Origin of the sequence: Streptomyces sp. NPDC047981 (assembly GCF_040653315.1) — a bacterium.
Lineage (GTDB): Bacteria > Actinomycetota > Actinomycetes > Streptomycetales > Streptomycetaceae > Streptomyces.
Genome location: NZ_JBEZNQ010000058.1, coordinates 1 through 15,052, shown reverse-complemented (window position 1 = coordinate 15,052; position 15,052 = coordinate 1). Strand labels below are relative to the sequence as shown.

Sequence of the window (15,052 nt, the reverse complement as noted above, 5' to 3'; positions counted from 1 at the left end):
AACGCTACGGTTCGTCCGGCCGCTCGGCACCTCGGAGTTCCGCCGCGCACGCGCGGACGAAGGCCTCCGGGTTGTCCAGCATGATGTTGTGCCCGCAGTCGCGAACGGCGACGACCGACACCCCCGACGCGGCGAGCGCGTCGGCGCCCGGGAGGAACCCGTCGGCCTCGGGCCACAGGTAGGCGCGCGGGATGTCGAGCCCGAGCAGCAGCTCGCGCATCGTGGGCACGGTGCCGCGCGTGAGGTGGACCGCGCTGCGGTGCAGGGCCTCCCGGCCCGTCAGCCGCATCGTGGACCACCAGTGCGCGCTGGCCCGGTCGCGGACCTCCGCCCAGCCGCCCGCCAGGAACTCCTCCTCGGAGTACGAGGCGAGGCCGCTGCTGCCGGCGGCGGAGCCGGGCGGGATCGGGTCGAGGTTCGCGTCGACCAGGACCAGACGGGAGACCAGGTGCGGATGACGGGCCGCCAGGACGATCGCCACCGAGCCGCCCATGCTGTGCGCGATCAGCTCGGCGCCCGTGACGTCCGCCGAGGCCAGCGCCGCGGCGAGGGCGTCCGCGTGGGACTCCAGGGTGTAGTCGAAATCCGTCGGCCGGTCGCTGTGGCCGTGCCCCATCAGGTCGACGAGGAGCGAGCGGTGCCCGGCGAGCAGCGGATGGACCGCGACCTCCGTGAAGTACGCGGGCGAGGTGGCGCCGAGCCCGTGCACGTACACCCGCACCGGTTCCCGCCCCGGCAGCTCGACCCAGCGGATGCGGTCACCCGCGGGCGTCACGGCGGCACTGCGCACGGCCTTCTCCCCTTCGTGCAAGATCGTCGGAGGGACGAGCCTAACCAGTGCCGCCGGGATGTCCACAGGCTCCCGGCCGCCCGCCCCCGATGTCCGAGCCCTTCGCTACCGTCGGTCCATGTCCAACGAGGGTCGGGGCCACGGTCACGCGGTGGTCGAAGGGGTGCTGGAGCGGATCACGTACGCCAACGAGGAGAGCGGGTACACGGTCGCCCGCGTCGACACCGGGCGCGGTGGCGGCGATCTCCTCACGGTCGTCGGGGCGCTGCTCGGGGCCCAGCCGGGGGAGTCGCTGCGGATGGAGGGGCGTTGGGGCTCCCATCCGCAGTACGGCAGACAGTTCACGTGCGAGAACTACACGACGGTGCTGCCCGCCACCATCCAGGGCATCCGTCGCTATCTCGGCTCCGGGCTCGTCAAGGGCATCGGTCCCGTCTTCGCCGACCGCATCACCCGGCACTTCGGCCTGGACACCCTCGACATCCTCGAGGCGGCGCCCGCGCGTCTGATCGAGGTGCCGGGCCTCGGCCCCAAGCGGACGAAGAACATCACGGCCGCGTGGGAGGAGCAGAAGGCCATCAAGGAGGTCATGGTCTTCCTCCAGGGCGTCGGCGTCTCCACCTCCATCGCCGTGCGGATCTACAAGAAGTACGCGGACGCCTCGATCTCCGTCGTCCGCAACCAGCCCTACCGGCTCGCCGCCGATGTCTGGGGCATCGGCTTCCTCACCGCCGACCGGATCGCCCAGGCCGTCGGCATCCCGCACGACAGCCCCGACCGGGTCAGGGCCGGGCTGCAGCACGCCCTGTCGCAGTCCAGCGACCAGGGCCACTGCTTCCTGCCCGAGGAGCGGCTCATCGCCGACGCGGTGAAGCTGCTCCAGGTCGACACCGGGCTCGTCATCGAGTGCCTCGCCGACCTCGCGGCGGATCCGGAAGGGGTCGTACGGGAGTCGGTGCCGGGCCCCGAGGGGGAGCCCGTCACGGCCGTGTACCTGGTGCCGTTCCACCGCGCCGAGCTGTCCCTCGCCGGGCAGGTCCGCCGGCTGCTGCGTGCCGAGGAGGACCGTATGCCCGGCTTCCAGGACGTCGCCTGGGACAAGGCGCTCGCCTGGCTCGCCGACCGCACGGGGGCCTCCCTCGCGCCCGAGCAGGAGGAGGCGGTGCGGCTCGCCCTGACCCGTAAGGTCGCCGTGCTCACCGGCGGCCCGGGGTGCGGCAAGTCGTTCACGGTCCGCTCGATCGTTGAGCTGGCCCGGGCCAAGCGGGCCAAGGTCGTGCTCGCCGCGCCCACCGGCCGGGCCGCCAAGCGCCTGGCCGAGCTGACCGGCGCCGAGGCCTCCACCGTCCACCGCCTCCTGGAGCTGAAGCCCGGCGGGGACGCGGCCTACGACCGGGACCGGCCGCTCGACGCGGACCTGGTCGTCGTCGACGAGGCGTCCATGCTCGACCTGCTCCTCGCCAACAAGCTGGTCAAGGCGGTGGCACCCGGTGCCCACCTCCTCCTCGTCGGGGACGTGGACCAGCTGCCCTCGGTCGGCGCGGGGGAGGTGCTGGGTGACCTGCTGGCGCCCGAGAGCCCGGTGCCGGCCGTCCGGCTGACGCGGATCTTCCGCCAGGCCCAGCAGTCCGGGGTGGTCACCAACGCCCACCGCATCAACGCCGGGCAGGCGCCCGTCACCACCGGGCTGCCGGACTTCTTCCTCTTCGTGGAGGACGAGACCGAGGACGCCGCCCGGGTCACCGTCGAGGTCGCGGCCCGGCGACTTCCCGCCAAGTTCGGCCTGGATCCGCGCCGGGACGTGCAGGTCCTGGCGCCCATGCACCGGGGCCCGGCCGGCGCGGGCGCGCTCAACGGGCTGCTCCAGCAGGCCGTCACACCCGCCCGACCCGACGTCCCCGAGAAGCGTTTCGGCGGCCGGGTCTTCCGCGTCGGCGACAAGGTCACCCAGATCCGCAACAACTACGAGAAGGGGGAGAACGGCGTCTTCAACGGCACGGTCGGCGTCGTGACCGCGCTCGACACCGTCGAACAGCGCCTGACGGTCCGCACGGACGAGGACGAGGAGGTGCCGTACGACTTCGACGAGCTGGACGAACTGGCCCACGCCTACGCCGTCACGATCCACCGCTCGCAGGGCAGCGAGTACCCGGCGGTCGTGATCCCCGTCACCACCAGCGCGTGGATGATGCTCCAGCGGAACCTGCTCTACACGGCCGTCACCCGGGCGCGGAAGCTCGTCGTCCTGGTCGGTTCGCGCAAGGCGATCGCCCAGGCCGTGCGCACGGTTTCCGCAGGCAGACGCTTCACCGCACTGGCCCACCGGCTCTCGGCAGCCAGGTGAAAGGGGACCCCGGACTTCCGGAAGCGGGGCGAAGGGGGCAAGATGAGCAGGTTGACGGCACTGAGTGCCGCCAATTGGCCCAATGGTCGACCCCGAGTGCACTCTCCTGAGCCAAATGGGGGATGGTAGAGACAGTCAGGGCACCTCGAAGAAGAGGCACTACGTCGGTGAGGGATGACGTGAGCGACAACTCTGTAGTACTGCGGTACGCGGACGGTGAATACACCTACCCGGTGGTCGAGAGCACCGTCGGTGACAAGGGCTTCGACATCGGGAAGCTCCGAGCCCAGACCGGTCTGGTCACCCTGGACAGCGGATACGGCAACACCGCCGCCTATAAATCCGCCATCACCTACCTCGATGGCGAGCAGGGCATTCTGCGGTACCGCGGCTACCCCATCGAGCAGCTGGCGGAGCAGTCCACCTTCCTCGAGGTGGCCTCCCTGCTGATCAACGGTGAGCTTCCCAAGGTCGACGAGCTGGCGTCCTTCCAGAACGAGATCACCCAGCACACGCTGCTGCACGAGGACGTCAAGCGCTTCTTCCAGGGCTTCCCGCGTGACGCCCACCCGATGGCGATGCTCTCCTCGGTGGTCTCCGCGCTGTCCACGTTCTACCAGGACAGCCACAACCCGTTCGACGAGACGCAGCGTCACCTCTCGACGATCCGGCTGCTCGCCAAGCTGCCGACGATCGCGGCCTACGCCTACAAGAAGTCGATCGGTCACCCCTTCGTCTACCCGCGCAACGACCTCGGGTACGTCGAGAACTTCCTGCGCATGACCTTCTCGGTCCCGGCCCAGGAGTACGAGCTGGACCCGGTCGTGGTCTCGGCGCTCGACAAGCTCCTGATCCTGCACGCGGACCACGAGCAGAACTGTTCGACCTCCACCGTCCGTCTGGTCGGTTCGAGCCAGGCGAACATGTTCGCGTCGATCTCCGCCGGCATCTCGGCCCTCTGGGGCCCGCTGCACGGTGGCGCCAACCAGTCGGTCCTGGAGATGCTCGAGGGCATCAAGGCCAACGGCGGCGACGTCGACTCCTTCATCAACAAGGTGAAGAACAAGGAGGACGGCGTCCGCCTGATGGGCTTCGGCCACCGGGTGTACAAGTCCTTCGACCCGCGCGCCAAGATCATCAAGGCGGCGGCGCACGACGTCCTCTCCGCGCTCGGCAAGTCCGACGAGCTGCTGGACATCGCGCTCAAGCTGGAGGAGCACGCGCTCTCCGACGACTACTTCGTCTCGCGCAACCTCTACCCGAACGTGGACTTCTACACGGGCCTCATCTACCGCGCGATGGGCTTCCCGACCGAGATGTTCACCGTGCTCTTCGCGCTCGGCCGCCTTCCGGGCTGGATCGCCCAGTGGCACGAGATGATCAAGGAGCCGGGCTCCCGCATCGGCCGCCCGCGCCAGATCTACACCGGCGAGGTCCTGCGCGACTTCGTCCCGGTCGAGAGCCGCTGAGCCTCGGGCCGCAGGCTCTCCCGCGCAACGAAAAGCGCCCCGCTGTCGATCCCCCCACGGGTCGACGAGCGGGGCGCTTTCCATATCCCCGGTGCGGATTCCCCCCACGGGATCCGGGCCGGGCGTCTGCCGGGTTCAGCAGAAGCTACGCGGGTCTGCGGCGGTCTGCCGGGGTACGTACGTACGGGAGGGCCGCTCAAAGCTCCCCGGTGCACGTGCCCCGGCCAACGCTGCTGCCTGGGACGTCCCCCAAGACATCCCATGAACGTCCCCCAAGACGTTCTTGGCATCGCCCACTTAGACTCGCGAACGGCCCGAATGGTTACCCCCAAATATCTGTGATCTAGGTCTCTTTGTGAAGGTCCTGTGCGTCACGTGTAGGTGAATTCACGTGAAGCGCCGAAGTCGCAGGCTGTTTGTCACGACAAAGACGGACGAAAAGGCCATGGCCAAACCGGCGATCATCGGGTTCAGCAGGCCGAGAGCGGCCAACGGGAGCGTCGCCACGTTGTAACCGAAGGCCCATCCCAGGTTTCCCTTGATCGTGGCCAGGGTCCGGCGGGCGAGCCGGATGGCGTCCGCCGCCACCCGCAGGTCCCCGCGGACCAGCGTCAGGTCGCTCGCCTCGATCGCGGCGTCCGTCCCGGTGCCCATCGCCAGGCCCAGATCGGCGGTGGCCAGCGCGGCGGCGTCGTTTACACCGTCCCCGACCATCGCGACCGTCCGGCCCTCCGCCTGGAGGCGGCGGACCACCTCGACCTTCTCCTCGGGCAGGACCTCGGCGAAGACCCGGTCCGCGTCGATGCCGACCTCGGCCGCCACCGTCTCGGCCACGGCCCGCCCGTCCCCGGTCAGCAGCACCGGCGTCAGGCCGAGGGCCCGCAGCCGCGTGACCGCCTCCGCGCTGGTCTCCTTCACGGCGTCGGCGACCGTCAGCTCCCCGCGCGCCCGCCCGTCCCAGGCGACAAGCACGGCCCCCGGTTCGGCCACCTCCGGAACGCCCTCGACGCCCTCGGCCTCCAGGAGGGCCGGGCGGCCCACCAGGACGGCGTGCCCGTCGACGGTGCCGCGCACCCCGAGACCGGGCACGTTCGCGAAAGCCGTCGGCGCGGGCAGCTCGCCGAGCTTCTCGGCGGCGCCCGCCGCGACCGCCCGGGCCACCGGGTGCTCGGAGGCGTGCTCCAGGGCGCCCGCGAGCCGCAGCAGCTCCGCCTCGTCCACGCCCTCGTACGCGTACACCTTCGTCAGCCGCATCCGGCCCGTCGTGACCGTGCCGGTCTTGTCCAGGACGACCGTGTCGACGCGCCGGGTGGACTCCAGGACCTCGGGGCCCTTGATCAGGATGCCGAGCTGCGCGCCGCGCCCGGTGCCGACCATCAGCGCGGTCGGCGTGGCGAGGCCGAGCGCGCAGGGGCAGGCGATGATCAGTACGGCGACGGCGGCGGTGAACGCGCCGGTGGTGTCCTCGACCACGAACAGCCAGGTCAGCAGGGTGGCGAGGGCGATGTAGAGGACGACGGGCACGAAGACGGCGGAGATCCGGTCGGCGAGCCGCTGCACCTCTGCCTTGCCGTTCTGGGCGTCCTCGACCAGCTTGGCCATCCGGGCCAGCTGGGTGTCGGCGCCGACCCGGGTCGCCTCGACGACGAGGCGTCCCGAGGTGTTGAGGCAGCCGCCGGTGACCGGGTCGCCGGCGGTCACGTCGGCCGGTACGGACTCGCCGGTGAGCAGCGAGGCGTCCACGGCGGAGGCACCCTCGACCACCGTCCCGTCGGTGGCGATCTTCTCGCCGGGGCGGACGACGAAGCGGTCGCCGGTCCGCAGCTCGGCCACCGGGACCCGTACCTCCGTACTGCCCCTCAGGACCGCCACGTCCTTGGCACCGAGCCGCATCAGGGCGCGCAGCGCCGAGCCGGCCTTCCGCTTGGCGCGGGCCTCCAGATAGCGGCCGAGGAGGATGAAGGTGGTGACCCCGGCCGCGACCTCCAGGTAGATGGCGGAGGCGCCGGCGGCGCGGTCGACGGTGAGGTCGAAGCCGTGGCGCATGCCGGGCATGCCGGCGTCTCCGAAGAACAGCGCCCACAGGGACCAGCCGAAGGCGGCCAGCGTGCCGACGGAGACGAGGGTGTCCATGGTCGCGGCGCCGTGCCGCAGATTGGTCCAGGCGGCCCGGTGGAACGGCAGCCCGCCCCAGACGACGACCGGCGAGGCGAGGGTCAGGGAGAGCCACTGCCAGTTGTCGAACTGGAGGGCCGGGACCATGGCGAGCAGGACGACCGGGGCGGACAGGACGGCCGAGACGGTCAGCCGGTGCCGGAGCGCGGCGAGTTCGGGGTCCTCCGTCGGGGTGTCCGACGGCTCGGGGGCCGGGTCCGGCGGCGCGGGTTCCTCGGCGGTGTAGCCGGTCCTGACGACGGTCGCGATCAGGTCGGCGACCGCCGTCTCCGGAGTGTGTGCGATCCGCGCCTTCTCCGTCGCGTAGTTGACGGTGGCCGTGACGCCTTCCATCCGGTTGAGCTTCTTCTCGACGCGGGCGGCGCAGGAGGCGCAGGTCATCCCGCCGATGACGAGCTCGGTGACATGCTCGGTCGTCTGCGTGGCGGGCGCGGGGCTCGGAGTCATGTGCGGATCCAAAGGGGAGCAGGGCCGTACCACGTAACGGTACGGCCCTGCGCGGGTGGTGCGTGAGTCGGTCCCGGCCAGGTGTGGGGCCGGGGTTTTCCCGGTCTCAGGCCTGGCGCGGGGCCAAGGGCCGACCTGGCCTCAGGCCTGGTGTCGGGCTGAGGGCCGTCCGGCCTCGGACGTGCTGCCGGGCCAGGTGCCGTTCGGCCTCAGGCCTGGTCGACCAGCTCGTAGCCGGCCTCGTCGACGGCGGCGCGGACGGCCTCCACGTCGAGGGCGGCCGCGGAGACCACGGTGACCTGGCCGGTGGAGGCCACGGCCTTGACGGAGGAGACCCCGGCGATCTCGGAGATCTCGCTGGAGACCGCGCCCTCGCAGTGCCCGCAGGTCATCCCCTTGACCTGGTACACGGTGGTGAGTTCGGTCGTCGTCTCGGCGGTCATGACGGTCTCCTCTTCGAGAGGTCGTGCTGGTGCGGACTCGTACAGAACCATAGTTTATACCCCTAGGGGGTATGGCTTCCAGTCGAGTACCGGTCACGCCCCGTCCGGGCGGGTGACTCTATGGTAGATACCCGATATGTCGCATTCGGGGACCACTCTGATCCTGATCATGTCGATCGCCGTCCTGGCGCCGCTCCTCGCCTACGCGGTGGGCCGCAGGCTGCCCGTCCCGCTCGTCATCTTCGAGATCCTGCTCGGCATCCTCATCGGCCCCGACGTCCTCGGCTGGGCGCACACGGACGCCCTCATCGACGGACTCTCCCAGCTCGGCCTCGCGATGCTGATCTTCCTCGCGGGGTACGAGATCGAGTTCGGGAAGGTGCGGGGTGACACCCTCACGCGCTCGGTGTGGGCGTGGCTGATCGCCCTGGCGCTCGGCCTCGGGGCCGGCCTGCTCCTCGGGGACGGGTTCCACAACGGCGTCTTCATCGGTGTCGCGCTCACCAGCACCGCGCTCGGCACGGTGCTGCCGGTGCTGCGCGACGCGGGGGATCTGCAGGGCCGGTTCGGCTCGGTGGTGATGGCCTTCGGCGCGGTGGGGGAGTTCGGGCCGATCATCGCGATGGCCCTGCTCCTCAGTGGCCGCGGCGCGGCCGAGTCGACGGCGCTCCTCGCCGTCTTCGCCGCCCTCACGGCGGGGGCCGTCTTCTGGGCGCTGCGGCCGAGTCCGCCGTGGTTCTCGTCGGTCATCCGCAAGACCCTGCACAGCAGCGCCCAGTTCGCGGTCCGCTTCGTCTTCCTGCTGCTCGCGCTGATGCTGGGCGCCTCGCAGGCGCTCGGGCTCGACGTGCTGCTCGGCGCGTTCGCCGCCGGGATGATCACCCGGCTCGTCCTGGCCGGGGCCGCGCCGGAGGCGGGTCCCGCGATCCTGGAGAAGGTGGAGGCGGTCGGCTTCGGCTTCCTTGTGCCGGTGTTCTTCGTCGTCACCGGTATCGAGTTCGACCTGGCCTCGCTCCTCGACGGCGGCCGCACGCTGCTCCTGCTGCCGCTCTTCCTGCTGCTCTTCCTCGTGGTGCGCGGCGGCCCGGTCTGGTTCCTGGCCCCCCAGGACCTGGCCCGCAAGGAGCGCGGCGCGCTGGTGCTCTACGAGTCCACGGCGCTGCCGCTCGTCGTCGCGATCACCACCATCGGCGTGGACGACAAGGCCCTGTCGGAGGGCGAGGCCGCGGCGCTGGTGGGGGCCGGCATGGTCTCGGTCCTGGTCTTCCCGCTCATCGCCCTGAAGATCCGGGCGGGGGCCGGCGAGAAGGCCCTGCCGAAGGAGGCGATCAGGGGGTCGGAGTCGTGGTGAGAGCCTGCTTGGGGGCGAGGGCGGAGCCGACGAGCGGGTCGAGGTAGCGGAAGAGCACCCGCTTCAGCTCGGCGGAGGTCGCGTCCCGCTCCGGACCCTCGGGCGCGGCGAGGACCAGGGCGAGGCCGCCCTTGAAGACGGCGAAGGTCATGTCGGCGACGAGGGCGCGCTCCGCCTCCGGCATGCCGGGGATGTAGACCCCCAGCAGGTCCCGGATGCGGGCGAGCAGGGAGACGTGCAGGGCGTCGTGCTCCTCGGCGATCCGGCCGGGGACGTCGGAGCCGTGCATCAGGGCGAGGAAGGCCGGGTTCTGGCAGTTGAACTCGATCATCGGGTCGACGACGGCGTCGAGCATCTCGGGCAGCGGCAGCGCGAGGTTCTCCGCCGAGAAGGCCTGGCCGTGGGCCTCCCGCATCTCGTGCATGAGGCGGTCGCCGAGCTCGATCGCGATGGCCTCCTTGTTCGGGAAGTACTGGTAGAGCGTGCCCGGCGAGACGTGCGCCTCGCGGGCGATGGCATTGGTGCTGGCCGCGGTGTAGCCGCTGGTGCAGAAGACGTTCGCGGCGGCCTGGAGCAGCTGCGCGATGCGGCGCTCGCCACGGGCCTGGCGGCGGCGCGGCCTGGGTTCCTCGGACATGGCTGTCCACAGCCTCCTCGACGCGATTGACAAACGCGAGTGGTCGCTCGCATTCTTGAGAAACGCGAGCGGTCGCTCGTGTTTGCCATTTTATGGCAATGGTCGACCCATGCGGCCTGCCGGGGAACGGAGCGCATGGGTCAGGTGAAGGGGACACCGCGTCATGGCCGAAGTCAAGAACGCAGCGACCGCCCAGGGCGGTCCGCGGGGTGGTTCACCGGGCGGTGCGCCGGGTGGTTCACCGGGCGGGGGGTGGACCCGGTTCGTGACGGCCAGGCCGCGCATGTCCCTGCTGGTCGCGCTCGTGATCACCGCACTGGCCGTGCTCGCGGGCGGCGGCGTCGCCGACCGGATGGGCAGCGGCGGCTGGGAGGACCCGGACGCCGAATCCACGTACGCGACGCAGGTCCTGGAGCGGGAGTTCCCCGCCTCCCAGCCCAACCTGCTGCTGCTCGTGGACGCGGGGGAGCGCCGGGTCGACGATCCGGCCGTGGCCGCCGAGGCCCGTCGGCTCGCCGAGCGGCTCGACGCCGAGCAGGGGGTGAGCGGCATCGGCTCCTACTGGGGGACCGGGGCCCCGGCCCTGCGCTCGGAGGACGGCCGGCAGGCCGTGATCGCCGCCCGCGTCGAGGGCGACGACAAGGCGGCCGGCGAGATCCTGGAGCGGATCGCCCCGGAGTACCGGGGCACGCACGGGCCGGTCGAGGTCTCCCTCGGCGGGTCGCTGGCCGTGCAGCACGAGATCCAGACGGTCATCCAGGAGGACCTGCTGCGGGCCGAGCTGATCGCCCTGCCCGTGACGCTCGTCCTGCTCGTCATGGTCTTCGGCAGCGCCGTCGCGGCCGTGCTGCCGCTCGGGATCGGCATCGTGGCCATCCTGGGGACCAACGCGGTGCTGCGCGGCATCACGGAGTTCACCGACGTCTCCGTCTTCGCCCAGAACCTCACCACCGCGCTGGGGCTCGGACTCGCCATCGACTACGCCCTGTTCGTGGTCCGCCGCTTCCGCGAGGAACTGGGGACCGGGGCCGACCCCCTGACCGCGATCGGCACCACGCTGCGCACCGCCGGCCGGACGGTCCTCTTCTCGGCGCTCACCGTGGCCGTCTCGCTCGCCGCGATGCTCGTCTTCCCGCAGTACTTCCTGCGCTCCTTCGCCTACGCGGGCATAGCGGTCGTGCTGCTCGCCGCGGCGGCCGCGTTGACCCTGCTGCCCGCCGCGCTGCTGCTGCTCGGCGACCGGGTCAACGCGCTCGACCTGCGCCGCCTGTTCCGCCGCCGCGGCGCGACAGGACCGAAGTCCGAGGCCGCCGAGGCGGGGACGGGCTGGGCGCGCACGGCGGCGCTGGTGATGCGGCGGGCGCCGGTGTTCGCCGTGGCCACGGCCACCGGTCTGATCCTCCTCGGACTGCCCTTCCTCGGCGTGAAGTTCGGTACGGTCGACGACCGCCAGCTGCCCACCACCGCCGAGTCCCGGGTGGTCCAGGACGAACTGCGCGCGGGCTTCCCCGGCAACCCAGGCGGCGGGCTCACCGTCCTCGCCGAGGGCGCCGCCACCCCGGAGGCCTACGCCGGGTACCGCGAGCGGATCCAGGCCCTCGAAGGGATCGTCCGGGTGGACGGACCGGTGACCGCCGGCACGGGCGGCGGCGCCGCGAACCACGCGTACTTCACGGTGGTGCCCGAGGGTGAGGGCGTCGGCGAGACCGCCCAGCGGGTGGTGGGCGAACTGCGCGCCGCGCCGGCCCCGTTCGACACCTCGGTGACCGGCCAGGCCGCCGTCCTCGTCGACTCCAAGGACGCCATCGGCGACCGGCTGCCCTGGGCGCTGGCGATCATCGTGGTCGTCACCCTGGTCCTGGTCTTCCTGCTGACCGGCAGCGTGGTGATCCCGATCCAGGCCGTCGTCCTCAACGCCCTCAGCCTCACGGCGATGTTCGGCGCGGTGGTCTGGGTCTTCCAGGACGGCCATCTGTCGGGGCTGCTCGGCTTCACACCGACCGGCGACATCGAGACGAACCTGCCGGTGCTGATGTTCTGCGTCGCCTTCGGACTCTCCATGGACTACGGCGTGTTCCTGCTCTCCCGCATCAAGGAGGAGTACGACGCGACGGGCGACCACGACCACGCGGTCCGCTTCGGACTGAGCCGCACCGGCGGCCTCATCACCGCGGCCGCCGTGATCCTCGCCGTCGTCATGGTGGCCATCGGCACCTCCCGGGTGACCAACACCAAGATGCTGGGACTCGGGGTCGCGCTCGCCGTCCTGATGGACGCGATGGTGGTCCGCAGCCTGCTCGTCCCCGCGGTCATGAAACTGACCGGCCGACTGACCTGGTGGTCCCCGCCCGCGCTGCGCCGCTTCCACGCCCGCTTCGGCATCAGCGAGAGCGACGCCCCGAAGCCGACGCCGCCCTCCACTCCGATACCCGAACGGGACAAGGAACCCGTCGGGGGCTGACCCCCGGAACCGCGCCGTGCCGGACGGCCGGTCCCGCCGACACCCCAGGTGCCGGTGGGACCGTGCGGCGGTGCGGGGCCGACGGCGGTGCGGGGTCAGTCGCGGCGGTTGCGGTTGCCGGGGCGGTTGGCCACCCAGGAGCGGATCGTGTCCGCGTACCAGTAGGGCTTGCCCGACTCGACGTGGTCGGGCGGCGGCAGCAGGCCGTGCTTCCGGTAGGAGCGGACGGTGTCCGGCTGCACCTTGATGTGCGCGGCGATGTCCTTGTAGGACCAGAGCCTTCTGTCCGTCATGTGCGGCACCTCCCTGCCCGCCTCGCAGCGGCGCGGCGGGGGTGCCGTTCGGGGGAGCTGCGGGGCGGACGCTGGCGATCACCCAGCCTGTGCCCCTTGCAACGACCCCTTCCAACGGGAGGGGAGCGCCTGTCGAGCGGCTGTGACGTAAAGCCCGCGTAATGGAGATATGTGTGACGACAGGAGGACGGATGTGACGTAAGTGGCGCATGGTCACATCGGCGTGGCGCGCGGCGCTCCGGAGCCTCCTACGCTCCGCACGAGCGCAGGAAGCGGCGGGTGCGGACCGCGATCGGATACGGCTTGTCGGGCTCGCACGGGTACATGTCCTGCTCGACGATGGCGAAGAGGTCCACGTCGAGCGCCTGGGCCGCCGCCAGGACCGGTTCTAGGGCGGGCACCCCCGAGGGCGGCTCGCACATCACGCCCCGGGCCACGGCCGGCCCGAACGGCACCCCGTCGGCGACCACCCCGGCGAGGATCTCCGGGTCGACCTGCTTGAGGTGGAGATAGCCGATGCGCTCGCCGTACGTCTCGATCAGCTTGACGCTGTCGCCGCCGCAGTACGCGTAGTGCCCGGTGTCCAAACAGAGGGAGACCAGCTCCGGGTCGGTCGCGTCCAGGAACCGGGCCACGTTCTCCTCGCTGTCGATGTGCGTGTCCGCGTGCGGGTGGACGACGATCCGCAGCCCGAAGCGGTCCCGTACCTCGCGGCCCAGACGCTCGGTCAGACCGGTGAGATCGCGCCACTGTTCGGGAGTGAGCGTGCGGTCCTCCAGGACCTCGCCCGTCTTGTCGTCACGCCAGAAGGACGGGATGACGACCAGGTGCTCGGCGCCCATCGCCCGCGCGAGCGCCGCGTTGTCCGCGACATGGGCCCAGGTCCTCTCCCAGACGGAGGGGCCGTGGTGCAGCCCGGTGAAGACCGTGCCCGCCGAGACCCGCAGGCCCCGGCGGCCCGTCTCCTCGGCCAGGACGGCCGGATCGGTGGGCAGATAGCCGTACGGGCCGAGTTCGATCCAGGCGTACCCGGCGTCGGCGACCTCGTCGAGGAAGCGCTGCCAGGGGACCTGCCGGGGATCGTCGGGGAACCAGACGCCCCAGGAGTCGGGGGCGGAGCCGATACGGATGCGGGACAGCGGCGACGGCTTCGTCATGTGAGCCACCTTGACCGCGCCCGGAACGGCGCGTCAAGACGCGCCGAGGCGCTCGTCCGAATGTAAGGACATAGCGTTGACAGGGTTCGGGACGGACGACTAGACCTGGGTGAGGGGCGTAGGGCCTGTCGTTTGGATCAGGCCGGATCAGGGAGCGGGGTCTGGTGCATGGGGTCTCCCCAGGCCCTCTGGGCCTAGGGGACGGATCGCAAGGCGGAGGAGGGAGTCAACGCGGAGCGTTGGGGACCGACGACAACGCGGCGAGGCGCGGTGCCAGGGCCCGCGAGCCCGGCATGATCCAAATGAGAGGGCCTAGGTGGCCGACGTGAGAGGTGGCGCGCGTGGATGCGGAGCCGGAGCCGTACGAGCTGATCACGATGGGGCGTCTCGGGGTGGACCTCTATCCGCTCCAGGTCGGCGTCCCGCTCGCCCGGGCGGAGACCTTCGGGAAGTTCCTCGGCGGTTCGCCCGCGAACGTGGCCGTCGCGGCGGCCCGGCTCGGCCGGCGGACGGCGCTGGTCAGCCGGACCGGGGCGGACCCGTTCGGCGCGTATCTGCACGCGGAGCTGCGCGGGTTCGGGGTCGACGACCGCTGGGTGACGCCCGTGCCGGCGTACCCGACCCCGCTCACCTTCTGCGAGATCTTCCCGCCCGACGACTTCCCGATCCACTTCTACCGGCGGCCCCGGGCGCCGGACCTGGAGATCCGCCCGGAGGAGCTGGACCTCGGGGCGATCCGGGCGGCCCGGGCGTTCTGGGTGACCGGCACCGGGCTGAGCGTCGAGCCGAGCCGCGCGGCGACGCTCGGCGCGCTGCGGGAGCGCGGCGAGGCGGGCACCGGCGACCTGACCTTCCTCGACCTGGACTGGCGCCCCGCGCTCTGGCCCGACCCGGACGAGGCGGGCCCCCTCTACCGGGAGGCCCTGCGCGGCGCCACCGTCGCCGTGGGGAACCTGGACGAGTGCGAGGTCGCGACGGGCGAGCGCGAGCCCCACGCGGCGGCCCGCGCGCTGCTCGCCGCCGGAGTGCGGATCGCGGTCGTCAAGCAGGGCCCCAAGGGCGTCCTCGCGCTGACCGCCGACGGAGAGAGCGCGGAGGTAGCGCCGCTGCCGGTCGAGGTGGTCAACGGCCTCGGCGCGGGCGACGCGTTCGGCGGGGCGCTCTGCGACGGGCTGCTCGCCGGCTGGGACCTGGACCGCACCCTGCGCCGGGCCAACGCGGCGGGTGCCATCGTCGCGGGCCGCCTCGCCTGCTCCCCGGCGATGCCCTACGCCGACGAGATCGACCTGGCCCTCGCCACCGGAACCGGCACGCTCCCGGAGCGCACCCCATGACCCGCCACCCCGCCGACGGTTGGCGCACCCGGGCGGCCCACCGCCGCGCCGGCGGCCCCAAAGCCCCACCGCCGCCCACCCCACCGCCGCCCGCATCGCCACCGCCCACCCCACCGACGCCGCCCCAAGGCGCCCCGGGCGCCCCGGCGTC

Annotated in this window: 11 protein-coding genes; 5 read left to right on the top strand and 6 right to left on the bottom strand. The window is 71.7% G+C overall.

Features of this window, described 5'->3' with window-relative positions; all coding sequences use genetic code 11:
• Positions 1 to 4: 4 nt before the first annotated feature.
• Positions 5 to 790: an alpha/beta hydrolase gene (locus tag AB0E14_RS28360; protein WP_362424101.1), complete on the bottom strand. Its 786-nt coding sequence runs from the start codon at positions 788 to 790 to the stop codon at positions 5 to 7.
• Between the two features lie 118 nt (positions 791 to 908).
• On the opposite strand from AB0E14_RS28360, the gene AB0E14_RS28355 reads away from it, so the two are divergent.
• Positions 909 to 3,134: an ATP-dependent RecD-like DNA helicase gene (locus AB0E14_RS28355; protein WP_362424097.1), complete on the top strand. Its 2,226-nt coding sequence runs from the start codon at positions 909 to 911 to the stop codon at positions 3,132 to 3,134.
• A gap of 179 nt (positions 3,135 to 3,313) precedes the next feature.
• Positions 3,314 to 4,603 (top strand): citrate synthase, encoded by a 1,290-nt coding sequence (locus tag AB0E14_RS28350; protein ID WP_362424094.1) that lies wholly within the window; start codon positions 3,314 to 3,316, stop codon positions 4,601 to 4,603.
• A gap of 387 nt (positions 4,604 to 4,990) precedes the next feature.
• Here the strand turns inward: AB0E14_RS28350 and AB0E14_RS28345 are convergent, their stop codons facing one another.
• Entirely contained in the window at positions 4,991 to 7,225 is a 2,235-nt protein-coding gene (locus AB0E14_RS28345) for a heavy metal translocating P-type ATPase (protein WP_362424091.1), read from the bottom strand.
• Positions 7,226 to 7,434: 209 nt separating this feature from the next.
• Positions 7,435 to 7,668, bottom strand: a complete 234-nt coding sequence (locus tag AB0E14_RS28340) for a cation transporter (protein WP_362424088.1) — start codon at positions 7,666 to 7,668, stop codon at positions 7,435 to 7,437.
• Between the two features lie 136 nt (positions 7,669 to 7,804).
• Here AB0E14_RS28340 and AB0E14_RS28335 point away from each other — a divergent pair, with 136 nt between their 5' ends.
• Positions 7,805 to 9,019 carry a cation:proton antiporter gene (locus AB0E14_RS28335; RefSeq protein WP_362424085.1) on the top strand — a complete coding sequence of 405 codons (1,215 nt, stop codon included), beginning with the start codon at positions 7,805 to 7,807 and terminating at the stop codon, positions 9,017 to 9,019.
• On the opposite strand, the gene AB0E14_RS28330 is transcribed toward AB0E14_RS28335, so the two are convergent.
• Positions 8,997 to 9,656, bottom strand: a complete 660-nt coding sequence (locus AB0E14_RS28330) for a TetR/AcrR family transcriptional regulator (protein WP_362424082.1) — start codon at positions 9,654 to 9,656, stop codon at positions 8,997 to 8,999. The genes AB0E14_RS28335 and AB0E14_RS28330 overlap by 23 nt on opposite strands.
• A 283-nt stretch (positions 9,657 to 9,939) precedes the next feature.
• Here AB0E14_RS28330 and AB0E14_RS28325 point away from each other — a divergent pair, with 283 nt between their 5' ends.
• Complete coding sequence (locus tag AB0E14_RS28325) at positions 9,940 to 12,117, top strand: MMPL family transporter (protein WP_362424177.1); 2,178 nt, start codon at positions 9,940 to 9,942, stop codon at positions 12,115 to 12,117.
• Positions 12,118 to 12,212: 95 nt separating this feature from the next.
• Here the strand turns inward: AB0E14_RS28325 and AB0E14_RS28320 are convergent, their stop codons facing one another.
• Positions 12,213 to 12,410: a MerR family transcriptional regulator gene (locus tag AB0E14_RS28320; protein ID WP_362424079.1), complete on the bottom strand. Its 198-nt coding sequence runs from the start codon at positions 12,408 to 12,410 to the stop codon at positions 12,213 to 12,215.
• Between the two features lie 248 nt (positions 12,411 to 12,658).
• Positions 12,659 to 13,567 (bottom strand): sugar phosphate isomerase/epimerase, encoded by a 909-nt coding sequence (locus tag AB0E14_RS28315; protein ID WP_362424076.1) that lies wholly within the window; start codon positions 13,565 to 13,567, stop codon positions 12,659 to 12,661.
• Positions 13,568 to 13,908: 341 nt separating this feature from the next.
• Between AB0E14_RS28315 and iolC the strand changes: the two genes are divergently transcribed.
• Entirely contained in the window at positions 13,909 to 14,901 is a 993-nt protein-coding gene (iolC, locus tag AB0E14_RS28310; RefSeq protein WP_362424073.1) for a 5-dehydro-2-deoxygluconokinase, read from the top strand.
• Positions 14,902 to 15,052 lie beyond the last annotated feature (151 nt).

What these genes read in the sequence shown, in the direction of transcription:
- AB0E14_RS28355 (WP_362424097.1), top strand. Translation starts at nt 909, where the DNA reads ATGTCCAACGAGGGTCGGGGCCACGGTCACGCGGTGGTCGAAGGGGTG.
- AB0E14_RS28345 (WP_362424091.1), bottom strand. Translation starts at nt 7,225, where the DNA reads ATGACTCCGAGCCCCGCGCCCGCCACGCAGACGACCGAGCATGTCACC.
- AB0E14_RS28340 (WP_362424088.1), bottom strand. Translation starts at nt 7,668, where the DNA reads ATGACCGCCGAGACGACGACCGAACTCACCACCGTGTACCAGGTCAAG.
- AB0E14_RS28335 (WP_362424085.1), top strand. Translation starts at nt 7,805, where the DNA reads ATGTCGCATTCGGGGACCACTCTGATCCTGATCATGTCGATCGCCGTC.
- AB0E14_RS28330 (WP_362424082.1), bottom strand. Translation starts at nt 9,656, where the DNA reads ATGTCCGAGGAACCCAGGCCGCGCCGCCGCCAGGCCCGTGGCGAGCGC.
- AB0E14_RS28325 (WP_362424177.1), top strand. Translation starts at nt 9,940, where the DNA reads ATGTCCCTGCTGGTCGCGCTCGTGATCACCGCACTGGCCGTGCTCGCG.
- AB0E14_RS28320 (WP_362424079.1), bottom strand. Translation starts at nt 12,410, where the DNA reads ATGACGGACAGAAGGCTCTGGTCCTACAAGGACATCGCCGCGCACATC.
- AB0E14_RS28315 (WP_362424076.1), bottom strand. Translation starts at nt 13,567, where the DNA reads ATGACGAAGCCGTCGCCGCTGTCCCGCATCCGTATCGGCTCCGCCCCC.